Raw genomic sequence first — 20,678 nt, 5'->3', positions numbered from 1 at the left:
TTCTCCTTTAAATCAAGTCATCGTACTGTTTCCAAGTTTGCATTACACTTATTTGCTCTACAATCCCTAACATCAGAGTGGTCATAATATAGATGTTTTGTATAAGAATAGCAAAACTTATCTGCCCTGATTGGCTCCAAATAATCAACATGGGAATACCACCCATTAAACTTGTATAAATTGCACCTATAATTGCCAATTTCCACAAATACGATCCGATGTATTTCTTAGTAGCTTCTCCTGGACGAACTCCTTCAATATAATCCCCACCTTTTTGCATTCCTTCAGCAATTTCTCCCGGATCCAAATTAAAGAACGCAAAGCCAATTGCCAGAATAAATAACAGAATAAGATAGAAAATTATTCCTACTAGCTGTGACATCGAGAAATGTTGTGAAAGATACTGTAGTGCTTCATTATCTGGGAAAAATCCGAGCAATATGGAAATAAATAACGGAGGTAGAGTCATCAAGGTCATCGCATACATAAACGGCATCCCACCTGCTGGGGTTAATTTGAGAGGGATGTACGTCTCCTCTGCAAAGGAACTAACGATTGTTATTCTTCGAATAGGGATTCGATATTCTGCTCTAAAGACTCTAATCGTGATCCAAATAAGAATTGATGCCCCACCTAGGACAAACAGAGTAATCAGCAACCAAATCCAAATATCAAAGCGATTCTCAGATACCAATCTAGCAATATTTACTAAAAATGTTAAGGTCATATTCGAAATAATGATGACTGATGGTCCACCAACGCCTTTTCTAGCGTTGACAGCCGCAAGCCATGCAAGAACATAGCTCCCTGCTATCAGGATAACAATTGAACTGATTCTCAAAAGTACTTTACTCTGTGGTCCTAATGCTGGAATTTCGAAATAATCACTAACTCCACTATACCCGTATGCTTGAATAAAAGCAATTATAAACATCAGTGACATCTGCCATAACTGAGTTTGTCGCTTCGTTGCCACTTTCACCACTTTAAACAAGCTCAAAAAACGCCACAGAATCATACTGGTCATCCAAGGACTTAAACCCAATGAAAATAGATTCTGCATAGAAAAATTCCCTCCAGATACCATCGCTAAAGTATCTAGAGAACTCGTTAAATCATACCCACCAGCACCTATTTCAGAATAAACTGGCAACGTCCCAATAGGAATATATTTCCCTAACATATAGACAAAAATTATACCAACTGACCAAAGTATCCTTTTTAAAATTAATGAACTTTGGATTTTTTTCTTCATTGATGCAAACATTTTATACCCTCTTTCTATCATGTATTGTGAGAATACACTTCTCACAATACATGATAAATCGAAGCTATTCAAATAAATAGCTTCGAAAATATCACTGTCGTCAATTACTATTTTCCTCGACATCTTCCTCTTCTTTTTTACGGCGTTTATACAAACCACCAAGAAGGAGACCTGCCCCAAGGATTCCTGCCCAAGCTGATGATTGTTCACCAGTATTTGGCAACGCACCTTGTCTACGCGGAGTTTGAGATTGACGAGACGGGGTTGATTCTGACTCTGAAATAGATTCAGATACGGATTCGGAAATCGATTCGCTTACTGACTCGGAGATAGACTCAGAGACAGATTCGGAAATTGATTCGCTAACCGACTCTGAGATAGATTCAGATACGGATTCGGAAATCGATTCGCTGACCGACTCGGAGATAGACTCTGATACGGATTCTGAAATTGATTCGCTGACTGACTCGGAAAGGGATTCAGATACGGATTCTGAAAGTGACTCGCTTACCGATTCTGAGATAGATTCTGAGACGGATTCGGAAATTGACTCGCTTACCGACTCGGAGATAGACTCAGAGACGGATTCAGAAAGAGACTCGCTGACTGACTCGGAGATAGACTCAGAGACGGATTCAGAAAGAGACTCGCTGACCGATTCTGAGATAGATTCTGAGACTGACTCGGAAATGGACTCAGATGTAGATTCAGAAATAGATTCGCTCACTGACTCTGAGATAGACTCGCTAACTGATTCTGAAATTGACTCAGATGTAGATTCAGAAATAGATTCGCTAACTGACTCTGAGATAGACTCGCTGACTGATTCTGAAATTGACTCAGATGTAGATTCAGAAATAGATTCGCTAACTGACTCTGAGATAGACTCGCTGACTGATTCTGAAATTGACTCAGATGTAGATTCAGAAATAGATTCGCTAACTGACTCGGAGATAGATTCTGATACGGATTCTGAAATTGATTCGCTGACTGACTCTGAGATTGACTCAGATACGGATTCTGAAATTGATTCGCTTACCGATTCAGAGATAGATTCTGATACGGATTCTGAAATTGATTCGCTGACTGACTCTGAGATGGATTCAGAGATGGATTCAGAGACTGATTCCGAAATTGATTCGCTTACTGATTCTGAGATAGATTCTGAGACGGATTCGGAAATTGACTCGCTTACCGACTCGGAGATAGACTCGCTAACTGACTCTGAAATGGATTCAGATGTGGATTCAGATGTGGATTCTGAAATCGACTCGCTGACTGACTCGGAGATAGACTCGCTAACTGATTCTGAAATTGACTCAGATGTAGATTCCGAAATAGATTCGCTAACTGACTCGGAGATAGACTCGCTTACCGACTCGGAAATTGACTCAGAGACGGATTCAGAAAGAGACTCGCTGACTGACTCGGAGATAGACTCAGAGACGGATTCTGAAATAGACTCACTTACTGACTCAGAAATTGACTCAGATGTAGACTCTGAAATCGATTCAGATGTAGATTCAGAAATCGACTCGCTGACTGACTCGGAGATGGATTCAGATACGGATTCAGAGATAGATTCTGAGACTGACTCGGAAATTGACTCAGATGTAGATTCCGAAATGGATTCGCTGATCGACTCGGAGATAGACTCAGATACGGATTCTGAAATAGATTCAGAGACAGATTCTGAAATCGATTCGCTTACTGACTCGGAGATAGACTCAGATACGGATTCAGAGATAGATTCTGAGACTGACTCGGAAATTGACTCAGATGTAGATTCCGAAATGGATTCGCTGACCGACTCGGAGATAGACTCAGATACGGATTCTGAAAGCGATTCGCTTACTGACTCGGAGATGGACTCAGAGACGGATTCTGAAATGGATTCACTCACTGACTCGGAAATCGATTCAGAGACGGATTCCGAAATAGATTCGCTGACCGACTCGGAAATTGATTCAGATACGGATTCAGAGATAGATTCTGAGACTGACTCGGAGATGGACTCTGATACGGATTCAGAGATAGATTCTGAGACTGACTCGGAGATGGACTCTGATACGGATTCAGAGATAGATTCAGATGTGGATTCTGAAATAGACTCGCTCACTGACTCGGAGATAGACTCAGATACGGATTCTGAAATGGACTCACTTACTGACTCTGAGATCGATTCAGATACCGATTCTGAAAGGGACTCGCTCACTGATTCAGAGATAGATTCAGATGTAGATTCCGAAATGGATTCACTTACTGACTCGGAAATTGATTCGCTAACTGACTCGGAAATTGACTCGCTGACTGACTCGGAGATGGATTCAGATACGGATTCTGAAATCGACTCGCTGACTGACTCGGAAAGGGACTCAGAAACTGATTCTGAAATCGACTCGCTGACCGACTCGGAGATGGACTCAGAGACGGATTCGGAAATTGATTCAGATGTAGATTCAGATACGGATTCTGAAATCGATTCGCTGACCGACTCGGAGATGGACTCAGATACAGATTCTGAAATCGATTCACTTACTGACTCTGAGATAGATTCACTCACTGACTCAGAGATAGATTCTGAGACTGACTCGGAAATTGACTCAGATACAGATTCTGAGACTGACTCGGAAAGGGACTCAGATGTAGATTCCGAAATAGATTCGCTGACCGACTCTGAGATGGATTCTGAGACTGATTCTGAAAGGGACTCGCTAACTGATTCTGAAATTGACTCAGATACAGATTCCGAAATAGATTCGCTGACTGATTCTGAGATAGATTCAGATGTAGATTCCGAAATGGATTCACTCACTGACTCTGAGATGGATTCTGAGACTGATTCGGAAATCGACTCGCTGACCGACTCGGAGATGGACTCAGAGACAGATTCGGAAATCGATTCGCTGACTGACTCGGAGATAGATTCAGATGTAGATTCCGAAATAGATTCGCTCACTGACTCAGAGATAGACTCAGATACGGATTCTGAAAGGGACTCACTTACTGACTCGGAAATTGATTCAGAGACGGATTCTGAAAGAGATTCACTTACTGACTCAGAGATGGACTCAGATACGGATTCTGAAAGTGATTCGCTTACTGACTCGGAGATAGATTCAGATACCGATTCTGAAATGGACTCGCTTACCGATTCTGAGATAGATTCTGATGTAGACTCAGAAATTGATTCACTCACTGACTCGGAGATGGACTCAGATACGGATTCTGAAATGGATTCGCTTACTGACTCGGAGATAGATTCAGATACCGATTCTGAAATGGATTCGCTTACCGATTCTGAGATAGATTCTGATGTAGACTCAGAAATTGATTCACTCACTGACTCGGAGATAGACTCAGATACAGATTCTGAAATAGATTCGCTGACTGATTCTGAGATGGATTCTGAGACGGATTCAGAAAGGGACTCGCTAACTGACTCGGAGATGGATTCTGAGACTGACTCGGAAATTGACTCTGATGTAGACTCGGAGATGGATTCTGATACGGATTCTGAAAGTGATTCACTTACTGACTCGGAGATAGATTCGCTGACTGATTCTGAAATCGATTCACTTACCGATTCTGAAAGAGATTCGCTGACTGATTCTGAGATGGATTCTGAAATCGACTCGCTGACTGACTCGGAGATAGACTCAGATGTAGATTCAGAAATCGACTCGCTGACTGACTCTGAGATGGACTCAGATACAGATTCTGAAAGGGATTCGCTAACTGACTCTGAGATGGACTCAGATACGGATTCAGAAATCGACTCACTAACCGACTCTGAAATGGATTCTGATACCGATTCTGAAAGGGACTCACTTACTGACTCGGAGATGGACTCAGATACGGATTCAGAGATAGATTCTGATACAGATTCGGAAATTGACTCGCTAACTGATTCTGAGATGGATTCGCTCACTGACTCGGAGATGGACTCAGATACTGATTCAGAAATCGACTCACTTACTGACTCGGAAAGGGACTCAGATGTAGATTCCGAAAGAGATTCGCTGACCGACTCTGAGATGGATTCTGATACAGATTCTGAAAGGGACTCGCTAACTGATTCTGAAAGGGACTCAGATACAGATTCCGAAATAGATTCGCTGACTGACTCTGAGATAGACTCAGAGACGGATTCGGAAATCGACTCGCTGACCGATTCAGAGATAGATTCAGAAACTGATTCTGAAAGGGATTCAGAGACAGATTCAGAAATTGACTCGCTGACCGACTCTGAGATCGATTCAGATACGGATTCTGAAATTGACTCGCTGACCGATTCTGAGATAGATTCACTTACTGACTCTGAGATGGATTCTGAGACTGACTCGGAAATTGACTCAGAGACAGATTCGGAAATCGATTCGCTGACCGATTCAGATGTAGATTCCGAAATGGATTCACTCACTGACTCGGAGATGGATTCTGATGTAGACTCAGAAATTGATTCTGAGACGGATTCGGAAATCGATTCGCTGACTGATTCTGAAATGGACTCAGATGTAGATTCCGAAATAGATTCTGATACTGACTCGGAGATGGATTCAGAGACTGATTCGGAAATCGATTCGCTGACTGACTCGGAGATAGATTCAGATGTAGATTCCGAAATAGATTCGCTCACTGACTCAGAGATAGACTCGCTGACTGATTCTGAAATGGACTCAGATGTAGATTCTGAAATCGATTCACTTACTGACTCTGAGATAGATTCAGATACCGATTCTGAAATTGATTCACTTACCGATTCAGAGATAGATTCGGAGACGGATTCTGAAATTGATTCCGATACTGACTCGGAGATGGATTCTGAGACGGATTCGGAAATTGACTCGCTGACTGACTCGGAGATGGACTCAGAGACGGATTCTGAAATTGACTCGCTAACTGACTCGGAGATGGATTCTGAGACGGATTCAGAAAGGGACTCACTTACTGACTCTGAGATAGATTCTGATACAGATTCGGAAATCGACTCGCTGACTGACTCGGAGATGGATTCAGATACCGATTCGCTTACCGACTCGGAGACGGATTCACTCACTGACTCTGAAATAGATTCAGATGTGGATTCTGAAATCGACTCGCTAACTGACTCTGAGATAGATTCTGATACTGATTCGGAAATCGATTCGCTGACTGACTCTGAGATGGATTCAGAGACTGATTCGGAAATCGATTCGCTGACTGACTCGGAGATAGACTCAGAAACTGATTCTGAAATCGACTCGCTGACTGACTCGGAGATGGATTCTGAAAGGGATTCACTAACTGACTCGGAGATGGACTCAGATACGGATTCTGAAATCGATTCGCTGACCGATTCAGAGACGGATTCTGAAATAGACTCACTTACCGACTCGGAGATGGACTCTGATGTAGATTCAGAAATCGACTCGCTGACTGACTCGGAGATAGACTCAGATGTAGATTCAGAGATTGACTCGCTGACCGACTCTGAGATGGACTCAGATACAGATTCTGAAATTGATTCGCTGACTGACTCTGAGATGGATTCTGAGACAGATTCGGAAATCGACTCGCTTACCGACTCTGAGATGGACTCAGATACAGATTCTGAAATTGATTCGCTGACTGACTCTGAGATAGATTCTGAGACGGATTCAGATACAGACTCGCTAACTGACTCCGATACCGATTCAGAAAGGGATTCACTAACTGACTCCGAAATCGATTCAGATACAGATTCATGTACTGATTCTGACACTGAGTTAGAAATCGACTGTGATACTGACTCCGACTTGGACGTTGACTCAGAACTAGATACCGATTCTGACGCCGAAACCGAATTAGAAATCGAAATTGATTCAGAAGTATCAATCGTATAGTAGTATGTCGTTTCATTTACCGTATTAGAAGTTAGTCCATTATATAGGTTTGCAGTTACTCCTTTAGTGTTCGGATTAACTGTAGTAAAATTCGGATTATAATCTGGATGAGTTGTTTTGAGAATAGTTTGAACCAGAATACTTGATGCATAACTGTAACCCGAAGCAGCCTTAGTATAGCCATCAAAACCTATACGAATCGAAAGATAATTATCTTCATAGACAGTGACAAAGATATCGTTATCACGTTTACCCGCTTGAGCATTCGCTGTAATCTGCGCAGACTCAGTAGCGTTGATAATGCTATTAGTAGGTACAACCAAACTTGTATTATAGGTACCCGGAGACATTACTGAGGTCTCCATCACTTTGATAAAACCTGTTGTATCTGCCGAGTTGTAGTCAACCGTACCTGTATAGGTCGGATCCTTTAACCAAATTGATTTAATTACATCCCCATCATCACTAACAACTTCTGCTAAACGCTTGATATACGAGGAAGCAATCGCACCATCATTGTAGAGCGTTCCGACAGAATATAACCTTACAGTTTCTCCACCGGTTTTACTTGCATAATCATATCCTGTAAACGTCCGAACACCTGATGGAGTTGCCATTTGCCCACCAATCCCCATCATCGTGTAGGTCGCAATAGTCGTCCCATCTGTTGTTTTATAATAAGTTGTATATAGTTGATAGGTTGGAACCAGCGTGTTCGTTACCGTACCACCATTATAGAGAACCTGCAATTCCCCTGCTGTTGTAGAAGATGCCGTGCTATCTCCATACGATACAACTAGCGGAAGATTATTGGCTCCTGAATAGTTTTGGAAATAAGTAAAAGTCGCCTGTTGCCCCTTATCCAACGTATGACTTTCTACAACTGTATTCGTAGACTTATTAACCAATTCTACATACGTTGTTGAAGTAGATGAATCATAGTCTAGTGAATAGCGGAAGTAATAATTTTCCTTAACGGTAGTATCAGTCAACTGATCCGCAAACCAATTGAGTTTAGAATAATTAAAAGTAAAACGCTCCGCTTCCGAAGACGGTGTAAAGATCGTTGTATTCGTCGGATCTGAAATTTTTGCACCATTTGCATCTGTCATGGCTGGATTTGCAACTGAAGTAGTAGCAAAAAGAACTCCCTGACCTGTGCCTACTTTGAGAGTAACTGTAGTTGATGTATCTAATGCATATGTAATGATACCATCTTCTTCGTTTTTCAGCAACTCTAACCCTAACAATTGAGAACTATTTTGAAGGGCAGAAGTAATCGTCTGAATATCTGTTGTCGTCGCATTCGAATTCCCCAACAATTGTTTCGCTGTTTCTAAATTTGTTCGGGAAACAGCTACAGCAACTGCTAAATCACTATCTGGAGCAGCCTCTAGTTTCGACTCGGCAATCCGAATAAGAATTTCTGCTTCCGACACCACTTGGTCCAAGACTTGTTGAGGAGTTTCTTCTGAAGTTGTCGACTCTGCAGTTGAACTCTCTGATAGCTCTGATGTCGTAGATGAAGACTGACTATTTTCTGAAGCAATTGTCGACTCACTTGAAGAAGTAGATTCACTAAATGAAATCGATTCACTTTCTGATATTGACTCACTTGTCGAAGCTGATATGCTATCAGATTCCGAACTACTAATAGATTCAGAGTCACTGATTGACTCTGAATGACTTGTCGACTCGGATTCACTTACTGATTGTGAAGATGTATCTGATTCCGTACCAGCATCACTCATGCTAATAGTGTCTTCGTTAGCCAACACTGATGTGGTTACTTCAGTAGCAATTACCGTATCTTCGGCAAGAACTTGCTCTGCAGTAAGTCCTCCACCGACCACAGCACTTGCAGCTACCAATCCACGCAACATCTTCGCAGCAGACTCTTGCTGACTTGCAGAAGTTAATTTTATTTTTGGACTTTCAGAAGCGCTACGTTTCCCCAATTGAATAAGCCCAATCTGTGACATAACTGTACGTACCCAATGCTTCCCAGACTTGTGCATTTTCACTCGGCTTTTACGCGAGACCTCAGTATACCGCTTTCCGTTTTTTCTTTCCATAAATACCTCATAACTTGTATATTGATATATAATTTTCTCGCAAAAACATATTTATAAATATATTTTTTTGGAGGTTTATACGATATTCTACCTAAAACAACAAAGGTTGTCAACTCTTTATGCTCAGAACATTCGTTTTTTAATACATTTGTATAAATAATAAAATAATTGCCATTTTACAGCGTTTTCAGGCATATAGAGAACCTCAATCAGTCTTTTCATTTAGACAAATCATCGTATTTTCTTAAACAAACATACATATGTTTATATATTAACTTATAAATATACCTTTGTTAATTTAGCAATTTTTTTATTGTTTTTTAAGTGCAATACACACGTAACATCCTCGCAAAACTTTATCAAATTATTCAATATAATCGAATTCATTTTACAGATAATTAGGTAATAAATATATATTTGTTTGTACATTTTTATAAATAAGACCGAGAAAAAATATAGTTTTCTCTTAACACCAGTAAAAACACAACTCTTTTCGTATGACTAACACTCCAGCAGTCAATCAAAAGAAAGCCCCTACTTTTAATCCATCACTTCCCTCTCACTATTCAACTACCATGAATTGTATGTCTCTTATTTATAAGATTGATCGCAATAATAAAAGGGAACAACACCGTTCCCTTTATTATTATTTTTACTACTAGTATACGAACTCTAGTTAGATACATTTATTCAGTTTCTCCATTTTCTTTCTTCCGACGTTTATAGAAGCTACCAAGAAGAAGACCTGCCCCAAGGATTCCTGTCCAAGCTGATGATTATTCACCAGTATTTGGCAGCACATCTTGTTTACGCGGAGTTTGAGAGTGACGAGACGGAGTTGATTCTGACTCGGAGATAGATTCAGAGATTGATTCGGAAAGGGATTCGCTGACTGACTAGGAGATATGAAAACAAAAAAATCCCTGTTTTACAGCGTTTTCATCTACTTTGTTCAATTCTAGTTTATTTTTATAAACATATAAAGCTGTGTTTTCCTTGAACACAGCTTTATATCTATATATTGTTTTTGTTATAATACTTATTTAGAATGGCTATTTTTTGTAGGCATTTTTGATATTCTTGCATATGACCCGACGCCAAAAAACTATCCCTGTGAAGATCCAATCTCCACCGATAAGCTCTCAACTCTGCGGCTATATCAAAACCAATCAGACTCAAAATAGTTATTCTCTCTTCGATACTTTTTAACGGAAAAACATAAGTCGTCTCTACTGTTTTAGTCACACTAGTCTCGCGCTTACGATGATAATACAACGCAGTATTGGTAAATACAATCCGATCAGCCATCAAATATAGCTTCCAGGTCGTATAGTCATCCTCAACTTTTTCACCTTCAGGATAGCTAATATTCTCAAACAAGGACGCCTTATATAATTTACACCATGGAACTGTAAAACACTGACTAAAGGAAAATCGCCCATCATATTCTCTAGCAAACCATTCTTGAGGAGTATAAACCTCTCGAAAATAGTCCTTTTCTGTTACATGAAAAGCAAAACTCCCTCTCTCTTCCATAAATTGCGTAAAATTAACTACAGCAATATCCGATTCCGTCTCCTTCAACGCTTGGTACAACACTTCTATATGGTTCGGTTCTAACCAATCGTCATTATCAACAAAAAGAACAAAATCACCCGTGATTAATGGAAGGGCCGAATTACGTGCTGCTCCTACTCCTCCACCACCAAGTTTTTTGTGGATAAGTCGCACACGACCATCTGCCTGTCGATAAGCTTCACAAACTTCTGCACTCGCATCTGTTGAACCATCGTTCACTAAAATCAATTCAAAATTTGAATAGGTTTGCGAAAGAATGCTATCTATACACTGTCGCAAATAGGGCCCCGCATTATACACAGGAACAATGACAGAAACTTTTTCCATCTAGCCCTCCCTCTTTTGATAACCTTCATACAAATCAATTTTTGAACAGATTGTACGATAGAGATTAACTTGACCTGCATAGAGGGCATCACCACGACATTTTTTCAAACGTTCAACATAGGATGTAATCTGTGCGGTCGGATTGTAACCAAGCGCAACCATCAAAGAAATCCGCTCCTCCGCATTGGAAACCATTGTTGCTATATCATCATGCATAGCTGTTCTAGACAATCCCTCCGCACGCTGAGAATAATAATAGGTTCCTTCATTAGTAAAATGAATTTGATTAGCTTTCAAGTATAACTTATAAATTGTTGCATCATCTTCACGCAGACGACCCACAGGATAACGAATATCCCCAAATAACTCTCTCTTAAATAACTTCAAAGGTGAAAAAGTGAATGCCAGATGCATATTATTTTTCATATCACCTTCCAAGTCCATCCATTCTTGCACCGAGTACACTTTCTGGAAGTAGGATTCTTTTGTATGATAAAAAAGAAAACTCTGTCTTTCTTCATTAAATGAAGAAAAGTTTGTCGCTGCAATATCAGAACCCGATGAAACCGCTGCCTGATAGAGATGCTCTAAGTAAAAATCCTCTACAAAATCATCCGAATCAATAAAGGTGATATAAGAGCCTTTTGCTTCATCAATCGCACGATTCCTAGCAGCAGATACCCCCATATTCTCTTGATGTATCACACGAATACGGCTATCTTTCTTAGCATATTCCTCTAAAATAAAAGCCGAACCATCCTTCGAGCCATCATTCACCAACAGAAGTTCAAAATTGGTATGTGTTTGCTTCAGAAGCGAATCGAGACAACGTGCCAAATATGGTTTTACATTATATACCGGTACAATCACGCTGATTAAACTTTGATCCATTACTTCCTCCTCTTTATGAATCAACGACTTAGCTGGGACATCAACCCATTCCACAACTTGATTGATATACTCCTCATCGACTACTTCCGCAATATTTTCATCATAATTAAACTCAGCTGTATGTTTGTGTTCCAATTTGACTTTAGACTCCGCCTTCATCTGGAACCATTCATATTCTGAATCAATATGACCTAAATCTATCGCTTGATAACCACGCTTTGTCAAATCATAAGAAAGCAGTTTAGCAGTCGGTCCCAACATCAAGATGACCAACCGTCCCTCAGCATGACGTAATATAGAGGAAATGATTCGATCATACGATGAGAAGGCATTTTTTGACGGGCAAATAATCCGTGAAACAGAATTGGCTTGCTCAAACAAATCATTTCCCATACCAGAACGTGATGTTTCTCCTTCAACAATTAGAATATCACGACCTGACCATAATTTTTTGATTGCCGCAAAATACCTATCAGAGTGACTCTTATCAACTAGATCAATATAAGGCCGAGACAGGAACGTCGAACCATACCACTCTGATTGGCATTCTTCTTCGTAAAAAGCATGGTACTGTTCAAAATGCTTACTCCAGAAATAACGAGCATTGCTATTGTAGCGCTCAAGATTCTGAAAAACATCTGGTAGGCACACCAACAGCTGTTCATTACTAGGCATCTGTAAAATTGCTTTCAATGCTCCAGCCAGTTCTTTATCATAAGCCTGATAAGGAATGCTATGCCCTAGAATTAGATCGATTTCACCATCACCGAATCGGACAACTGAAGCATTATTTTCTTGAATAAACTCAAGGCTTTCTAAAATGGGCAACACCCGAATATCTTCTAATTTTTTCATAATACCCTACTTACATACCGCTTCAAACACCGCTTCTGTCAACAATTTTCTTGTAAAGAAGCCTTGTCGAACCAAAGAGCTAAATGAGCGGACCTTCGCTACCATTCCTTGATATTCTTCGACAGACATAGTCTCGATTCGAGCAACAGCTTCCTCTAGACTATCTACAACCATACCCAAGCCATTTTTTTCTACAATTTCTTGATTGGCTAAACCACGCTGAACAATAACAGGAATCCCTGCAGCAACAAACGCACCTAATTTATACGGACAGTATAATTTTTGATACTCTTTATCGTGATCATCCATCCAAACCAGCCCAAATCCACCTTCTGACATTTCAATCAACAATTGCTCATCTGGTCGATAGGTAAAATGCTTCACATTCGCAGGCAACTCTACTTCCTGACGTGCATACAAGTTCAATTGAACGTCGTACTCCCAAGATTTCACAAAACTAAATCTATCTGGAGACCCTGGAAAATGGATTTCTTTTTTGAAAATTGCTGGTAACTGCGGAACATTGGTTGGATGGTCCCACATTCCCTGTACAATTGTTTTTTCTACAGTTAGACCATGACGTCTTAAATTATCAATCATTTGTTGGCTCGGAGCTACTACAACATCCGCTTGATTATAATATGCAATTGTACGGTCCATCAAATAGTAATTTCCAGCAAACATCAACGGAACAACATCATGAATGAAGATGACTATTTTAATCTGATATGCACGTAATTTGGCCATTATCTTTTCGTCAAAAGCCGTTGTATTCCAAGTCGGCGTTTGAAAAATAACCACATCCCCGTGTCTAAGTCCTGCGACTATCCCATCCAAGCGCTTACTCAGTTCCTCTGGTGTATCTGCATCCATACGATAAGCATGGATGCCCATTTCACGATAGCCTAGCGATGTCGCAATATCTGTGACCATATTCTGACAGATTTGTGCGGTACTAGAAGCCGCATGTCCATTCAAATTTGTAATATATACACGCATTATTTTTTACCATATTTTTCTAATAGTCGGATTCGATACTCTAAGTTTTTATAGGCTACTACATCACCTCTTCGCAATTTACTATCGCGATTTAACTGAGATCTCCACTTAAAAGCCGCAATTTCTTTGGATAAATCAAAACCAAGAAGCCCCAAAACTTCCAAGCGTTCTGCAACAGGTACCGTTGAAAAAATTGTGGCTTGATCCGCAGTTTGTGTCATAGAACCTTCATTGACACGATAAATTAGACTTGAGCGATGCATGTATGCAATTTTATTGGCAGCGAGATAGGTTTTCCAGGTTGTACGATCATCTTCACCAAAACCATCTGTCGGATACAATATGTATTCAAACAAGGATTTTCTATACATTTTTGACCACGGAACAGTGAAGCAAAGACTGATATTATGACCAACTCCGTATTGATAGTTAAACCATTCCTCTGGGCTATATACTGCCTCATAATAATCTTCTGGTCCAATATGAAGGTTATAACGTCCAGTATCCTCATAGTATTGGGTGAAATTTGAAATAGCCACATCGCTACCTGTCCGTTGCATCAAGTCATATAGGTCGCTAACATGATTTGGATCTATCCAGTCATCTGCATCCACAAACACGATGTACTCTCCTGTGGCAACATCAATCGATGTATTTCTAGCAGCACCGAGACCTTCATTTTGTCGCTTATGAATAACCCTCACTCGACTATCCTGATGCTTTAACTGTTCACAAATAAGCGCAGAACCATCTTTGGAACCATCATTTATCAATAATATCTCTAAATTTTTATAATCTTGAGCCATAATTGACTCTACACACTGTCTCAGATGTTTCTCTCCATTGTAAACAGGTACGATTACACTGACTTTTTCCATGAACGCTCCCCTAAATTTTTATTCTATTACTAACTATCATAGCATGCCCAACAAATATTTGCAACGTTCATAGAAAAAGGAGGATATCCCCTTAGCGATAAATTCCGTGTTCTAGATGAGCAGACCACAAACCTGTCGCAAATGATTGTATCAAATCCGGGTCACTTAAAAAATCAACTACTGGTTGTCCGTTTAAATACCCCTGTCCCGAACAAAAGCCTGTATACTCTCGACATATCCTTATCAACGATTCTCTGATTGGCAGAAAAGTATCAGGATTTTCTTTCGGACGATTGACATCATAAGCTCCAGCTAAAAATTCTTCCTCTGTCATAGAATGCACTAATTCTCTGAGACCGCTAAAGCGACCTTCTTCATAGCCAGGTAAAGAAATATTTAATACAGGTGTTCCCAATGCTAAACTAGGAAGCGTTCCATGCAAACGAGTTGTAACAACCAATCTTGCCGACTGATATAAATATAAATAATACTTCGCCAATTTCATACGACGTTCTGTGGACATATAGATATGCGCTACGTCTACCATCAATCGTACTACTGGCAATTTTGACTCCGACTTCATTTTTTCGTAAACTTCGTTCGATACATCTACAGCCAATATAAAGTCTTGTTTCGGAACATCCTTCTCACGTTGAAGAGTCAATGTTAAACAACCCGACCAGTAAGTTTCGACTCCTATTTTTTCAAAAAACTCCTTAGTCCCATAACTTCTCGCTCCTACCGGACCAAATTTTCGGAAGAACTCCACATTTTCTTTCGAAGAAAAAATAGGCTGAACCGGACCATCAATATACATAGAAATCAACAGAGGATGAATCTGAGGATGTTTCAAAGGAAAATTTTGTGGATGATGACTGTACCAACCATTCATAATTAGCTTTATCTCTTCGTCAGTAGAGTCGGCAATAAAATCATGAAGATAATCACGATTCAGATAGTAGTCTACCTGTGGTAGAAAACGCTCGGCTGCAACCGACTGTATTTCATCACCAATATTTCCAGTACTATAACATAATAAAGCAAATTTTGTCATAAACCCTCTCTTTTCAAAAATTTTTCAATATTATAGCACAAGAAATATCTAAAACCAATTTATTTGACCATAAAAAAAGAGAGTAGGTTTTGCAACCTGTTCTCTTAATTTTTCATTATGAATTCTGCCATTTCTTCTGCCGTATCAAAAACAGCTTCTTCAAAACCATCTGTTTTTGTCGCAGTGAATGTCAATAGAGGTTTATTTCGATCTACAAGCATTTGCAAAATATCCCTAAATTTTGAACCATGATTAATATCCAAATACATATCGCAGTTATCAATCCAACGATCCGCTGTATAGTGCATAACATGTGGATAGAGCTTAACATTTTCATAGCTTGCTAATCGCTTCAATTCTGGAACGATGTCTGTAAACGCCATAATGTGAAAGTTACAATGTGGCAATAACTGCACCAAACTTTCGATCTGCTCCAATTTTGGAAATTCAAAAATAGTCAACAAATTCTTTTCAGCAGAAATCGTCAACTGGGAATGATGATGTAAAATATCGGCCCATTCTAGTTGCGAGTAACGCCACCAAACTTCTCTCAAACGACTCGTTGAATATGTCAACCATGGTTTTACCGGTGAAACATAGTGAATAATCGCTGGGAGTGGATCAAGTGGAATATCAAAAATAAATTTATAGCCAAATTGCTCTAATAATTTATCTGTCCCAATTTGGAAATTGTAGGTATCTTCAAGCAGAAGATAACGATCTTTAATGACCATATTCAAGACAGATTGATCCGCTTCTGTCAAGTTTTGATGTTCTTGACTTACTACCTCCAACAGGCGTTCCATAATTTGTTCATCTTTCCAACGTCTGTTATTAATCAACAGAACTCCTGCATTGAACCTCTCTTCTAGACCATAGCCAATCTTTGCAGCAGCAAGATAATAATCTTCAATATCTTTAGCAAATAATCCATCCAATGATCTCGTCACTACTAAGTCACTATCCAGATACAGAACCTTGTCTTCTTCAACAAATTTCGGAATAAAGAAACGAGCATACGTCATATAATTTATATGAGGTCCATTCTTAGGCAATGTCCAACCAAGCTCCACTCCGGTACCGATAAGTTTTACATCAATTAGCTGACTTCCAGTTTCTCGCATTCGTCTTCTGATATAAATAAACCATTCTTGAGGGATGTCCTGGTTAAATAGATAAATTTTTACATTGGCATTATGATAACAAATTGATTTAATAGTTGCCTCGATGTAGCGAATATAGCCATAATCTCCTGCCAATACAATTGCCTTTGTTTCCTTATTCATTCTTCTCTCCTGATACTTCAATCAACTTTCTTAATTTGTGGGATAAAAATCCGATGTTACAATTCCATTATACCATGAAAAGAATAAAATAACCGAGTAATTTACCACAGACTATTAAAGATACGGTTCTCTATAAACTTCTTGCTTGTCCTTCGTTGTTGCCTCCAATAGAAAATAAGTAGCGATGTCCTTGAGTTAGACTATGATAAAACCCATCTCCTTCATAAATTTGAAAAATCCTCATAGTCTTTTGACTTTCTTCGTCTTTATAGACATGTTGAATATAGTCATTATCCGAAAACACCTTGTCCAGCAGTTCTTGACTTGCCAGTCTTGCCTTTCCCTCAATCCGAATAACCTGAATGAGATACTCTTCTTCAGACAAGGCCGACAATGCCACGCGACCATCTTCTATTAACTGTCTATAAAAATGAGTCTCAGAACCAGTCATAAAGAAGATACCATCTTCATTCGCAGCAGTAATATGAATAGGTCGAGCGTGGGGATTTCCTGCTTCATCTACTGTCGCAAAAATCCCCAATTTCATCTCTTCCAAAATTCCCATGATTTCTTTCGTCTTCATCAGCAGTCTCCTTGACATAAATTCTACCTAGATTATAGCAAATTCTATGCAGAAAGTTAAGATGAATAAATCTAAAACCATATTCCTATATCAGATATATCATTTTAATTACTAACAGTCCAATTATAGAATATATCTAGACAGCCATTAATGATAAATACCGCATCCGCTAAAAATAAATAGAATCCATTCCCGTAGAAACCACAAAAAAAGCACCCATGAGATAAACTCTTGAGCGCCTTGAAACGTTGATATATCGCTGATAATTAACGTTTACTAAATTGACTAGCTTTACGAGCTTTCTTAAGACCTGGTTGGGACTACAAAAATCAAATATCTGCAAAAACTTATTAAACCAAGTTTTCAAATCCCATTTTCATTAAATACAAACATTTATAACCCAACCCTACAAATAATGGATTACCATTAGATTACCAAAAATCAGTTTTTGAGCTTATGTAATTGAGAAGTGTACAAATAAATCATTACGGAAATGGCTTGTTTCGAGATAACTTCAGGTACCAAACAAGTATGTTTTGCCATATTTATTATATTCGAAAACTTATCGAACTTTACACATCATAATCATTTCCCAATATACTCCACAGCCATACCATTACCAAACTCTTGTCTATACAATCTTCTTGCTTCTGATTTATGCCTATTCACTATCTCCATCGTTTCACTAGAACAACTAATATCCGTGGTAGACCACTTATATCTACGCATATTATCTACAAAGCGCATTTCAAATTTTCTTTCTTTATACTGCCTACGATTTTTTAATCCTGAGAAACTTATAGCAACACTTAGCAAAAATTCTTCAGCAATTACTCGAACCGCTTGATAAATCGGGTTTGATAACGGGGAATCTCCGTAATTGTTTGTGACTCCAAGAGAATTGCATTTCGTAAGAAGAGCAAATGACTCCTTTAGTTCCGGGTCAACATGTGCTCCACCATCATTATTAGCGACAAAAAGTATAATATCTTTTCTTGTAAAAACATTTTGTTTATCATCAAATATTATTTCATTCCACCAATCTTCAAACGTTAAATAAAACAAACGCTCTCCTTTTTCATAAAAGTCAAGATTTGGTTTATAGGTTAACTGATTATCTTTTATCTCTAAGACAAGAAGAGTCCATGTTGAAAGTAAATTTGAAGGAGTATATAAAAAACTAGATGAAAGATAGATTACATTCCGATTTAACTGCTTGATTAAAGCTTGTGAGGATTTTGTGTGGTGTAACAAAATCCTCAGACTGCTAGCAATTCGCCTCGCTTCAGTTTCATTTCCTTCATCAAAATAATCAATTGCACGTTTTAGGTAACTAATTTGATCATTCCAATACTCCTCAAGTTCATCGGTATTCTTCTTAATTTTTACCATAGGCGCCTCCCTACTGTATTCTACATGTATTCTACTGTATTCTACTGTATTCTACTGTATTCTACTGTATTCTACTGTATTCTACTGTATTCTACTGTATTCTACTGTATTCTACTGTATTCTACTGTATTCTACTGTATTCTACTGTATTCTTATTACTAATAGTATCCTGACTGCAGTCATTTATCAACTAAAAGATAATACTGATTGCGGTCATTTTTACTTGAACCAAACCAAGTAATGATTTCTAAATCACGAAGTTTATGTAACATTTTAACAACAAATGAGCGACTTCTACCAGTCAATTCAACAGCTTTTGCCGTTGTCATTCTCTCGCCTGAATTATACATATAGTGGATAATCAGTTGCTCATCTGCTGTTAATTCACCAAAATCAGAGAACTGTTTTTCCAAACTGTCTCGTGTGCGCAGATGTCGGCTGACAATATTATTCTCAAGCGTCAGGACAACCTTATTCCCAGGTTCTGAGTATTTAGGTTCATGGAGAAAAGCAGATTCCATCTCAGAATAGATACGCTTAACACCTTCATTCATCTCACGTACCCAACCGAACTCTGTCAAGGTTCTAGCAATGCGAGGGTTTCTCGAAAAACGTTCATGCTTGATATTTTCAACTGTTACAATATTAGGTAATTTCCCTGGGCTATGAATCTCTAGTCGATCATCAAACATAAGGACACGAATGTGATCTCCATAGACAGAATAATCACGGTGAGTTACGGCATTGACAACACCTTCAACCCAAGCAAATTCAGGATACTCAGGTAAAATTTGGAATTGCCCGTTGTCATCTAAATACTGAAATTCACGAAGCTGAGTACGGATAAAATCTCTAACCTTGATAATCAAAGTTGGGAGAGCATCATCAAAGGTCACTTCCTTGATAACATTAAAACTACTTCCAGTCCCCATGTCAGTACCATCAAACCGTTGAAAACGAACACGCGCTTGAGGAAAGAAAGCTGACGGATATTTACCAAAAAGCAAAATGGCTGCCTTAGTTAATTTCCCATTGATTAGAAAACGACGAGCTTTGAGAATTTCTTCTGTAGAACGATCTGAAATATCAAAACGATTTTTAAAATCCTGAACCAGATGGTCATCAATATCTTCCAAGGTCGCATCAGATACAATTTCATCCTCAAAGAAACGTTGTCCCTTATCATAGCTGAGCTGAGTGCGTTGCTCGTAGCTCAACTTGACCGTTTCATCACCCTGACGAAGATAAACCTCATCACTTGGTGCTGCAATCACACGATTTGACGACAATTCCACAGAGATAACTAAAATAAGATCTTCTTCCCCCTTATGATTAACCGCAGGGATTTCTTCAAAAGATAGATCCAAAGGAGTCTCACGCATCTCACGATCAATCTTTTTGAAATCTTCAATCGGATAAGCTTTCCCATCTTTGAAACCTGTAATAATATTACCCTGTTTCTCATCTTCAATACCAATAACTAACTGACCTCCGTCCGCATTTGCAAAAGCAATCAGGTGTTTGAGAAGTTCAGAAGGTTTCTTTCTAGCTGATTTTCTATCTAGGTATTGGTTTTCTGGAGAAAATTGATAGTGAGATAAGTTTTGATTCATATAGTTCTCCTTAAAC

Annotated in this window: 11 protein-coding genes; all 11 read right to left on the bottom strand. The window is 39.0% G+C overall.

Translation table 11 applies throughout. The annotated features are described in order from the left end of the window. Positions 1–7: 7 nt before the first annotated feature. Positions 8–1,267 (bottom strand): accessory Sec system protein translocase subunit SecY2, encoded by a 1,260-nt coding sequence (gene secY2 / locus ODU41_RS00680; protein ID WP_024385146.1) that lies wholly within the window; start codon positions 1,265–1,267, stop codon positions 8–10. 100 nt (positions 1,268–1,367) lie between these two features. Beyond that, entirely contained in the window at positions 1,368–9,206 is a 7,839-nt protein-coding gene (locus ODU41_RS00675) for a KxYKxGKxW signal peptide domain-containing protein (protein ID WP_398578586.1), read from the bottom strand. A gap of 1,014 nt (positions 9,207–10,220) precedes the next feature. Beyond that, a complete protein-coding gene (locus ODU41_RS00670) occupies positions 10,221–11,111 on the bottom strand; it encodes a glycosyltransferase family 2 protein (protein ID WP_044669328.1) in 891 nt (296 codons plus the stop codon). Next, positions 11,112–12,857, bottom strand: coding sequence for an SP_1767 family glycosyltransferase (locus ODU41_RS00665; protein ID WP_398578541.1), 1,746 nt, complete (start codon positions 12,855–12,857; stop codon positions 11,112–11,114). It abuts the gene before it with no gap. A 6-nt stretch (positions 12,858–12,863) separates the two neighbouring features. Further along, positions 12,864–13,856 carry a sugar transferase gene (locus ODU41_RS00660; protein WP_192872297.1) on the bottom strand — a complete coding sequence of 331 codons (993 nt, stop codon included), beginning with the start codon at positions 13,854–13,856 and terminating at the stop codon, positions 12,864–12,866. Beyond that, on the bottom strand, positions 13,856–14,734 hold the full coding sequence (locus tag ODU41_RS00655; RefSeq protein ID WP_044772091.1) for a glycosyltransferase family 2 protein: 879 nt from the start codon (positions 14,732–14,734) through the stop codon (positions 13,856–13,858). Before ODU41_RS00655 ends, ODU41_RS00660 begins: the two co-directional genes overlap by 1 nt. A gap of 91 nt (positions 14,735–14,825) precedes the next feature. Next, positions 14,826–15,788 (bottom strand): polysaccharide pyruvyl transferase family protein, encoded by a 963-nt coding sequence (locus ODU41_RS00650; RefSeq protein WP_024401298.1) that lies wholly within the window; start codon positions 15,786–15,788, stop codon positions 14,826–14,828. 104 nt (positions 15,789–15,892) lie between these two features. Next, positions 15,893–17,074 carry a glycosyltransferase gene (locus ODU41_RS00645; RefSeq protein ID WP_044680229.1) on the bottom strand — a complete coding sequence of 394 codons (1,182 nt, stop codon included), beginning with the start codon at positions 17,072–17,074 and terminating at the stop codon, positions 15,893–15,895. Positions 17,075–17,204: 130 nt separating this feature from the next. Next, complete coding sequence (locus ODU41_RS00640) at positions 17,205–17,657, bottom strand: pyridoxamine 5'-phosphate oxidase family protein (protein ID WP_044681391.1); 453 nt, start codon at positions 17,655–17,657, stop codon at positions 17,205–17,207. Between the two features lie 585 nt (positions 17,658–18,242). Continuing rightward, positions 18,243–19,049 (bottom strand): hypothetical protein, encoded by an 807-nt coding sequence (locus ODU41_RS00635; protein WP_044683228.1) that lies wholly within the window; start codon positions 19,047–19,049, stop codon positions 18,243–18,245. A 179-nt stretch (positions 19,050–19,228) separates the two neighbouring features. Next, positions 19,229–20,662, bottom strand: a complete 1,434-nt coding sequence (locus ODU41_RS00630; RefSeq protein ID WP_044683229.1) for an ATP-binding protein — start codon at positions 20,660–20,662, stop codon at positions 19,229–19,231. Positions 20,663–20,678 lie beyond the last annotated feature (16 nt).

It is taken from the genome of Streptococcus sp. 2022WUSS083, assembly GCF_044427155.1.
In the GTDB taxonomy this organism is placed as follows: domain Bacteria; phylum Bacillota; class Bacilli; order Lactobacillales; family Streptococcaceae; genus Streptococcus; species Streptococcus hashimotonensis.
Note: the sequence above shows the minus strand (reverse complement) of the source record. Positions and strands in the feature narration are given on the sequence as shown.

Bases quoted from the DNA above. Each gene is read 5' to 3' on its own strand.
- ODU41_RS00655 (WP_044772091.1), bottom strand. From the start codon at position 14,734: ATGGAAAAAGTCAGTGTAATCGTACCTGTTTACAATGGAGAGAAACAT.
- ODU41_RS00645 (WP_044680229.1), bottom strand. From the start codon at position 17,074: ATGAATAAGGAAACAAAGGCAATTGTATTGGCAGGAGATTATGGCTAT.
- secY2 (WP_024385146.1), bottom strand. From the start codon at position 1,267: ATGTTTGCATCAATGAAGAAAAAAATCCAAAGTTCATTAATTTTAAAA.
- ODU41_RS00650 (WP_024401298.1), bottom strand. From the start codon at position 15,788: ATGACAAAATTTGCTTTATTATGTTATAGTACTGGAAATATTGGTGAT.
- ODU41_RS00635 (WP_044683228.1), bottom strand. From the start codon at position 19,049: ATGGTAAAAATTAAGAAGAATACCGATGAACTTGAGGAGTATTGGAAT.
- ODU41_RS00675 (WP_398578586.1), bottom strand. From the start codon at position 9,206: ATGGAAAGAAAAAACGGAAAGCGGTATACTGAGGTCTCGCGTAAAAGC.
- ODU41_RS00630 (WP_044683229.1), bottom strand. From the start codon at position 20,662: ATGAATCAAAACTTATCTCACTATCAATTTTCTCCAGAAAACCAATAC.
- ODU41_RS00665 (WP_398578541.1), bottom strand. From the start codon at position 12,857: ATGAAAAAATTAGAAGATATTCGGGTGTTGCCCATTTTAGAAAGCCTT.
- ODU41_RS00640 (WP_044681391.1), bottom strand. From the start codon at position 17,657: ATGAAGACGAAAGAAATCATGGGAATTTTGGAAGAGATGAAATTGGGG.
- ODU41_RS00660 (WP_192872297.1), bottom strand. From the start codon at position 13,856: ATGCGTGTATATATTACAAATTTGAATGGACATGCGGCTTCTAGTACC.
- ODU41_RS00670 (WP_044669328.1), bottom strand. From the start codon at position 11,111: ATGGAAAAAGTTTCTGTCATTGTTCCTGTGTATAATGCGGGGCCCTAT.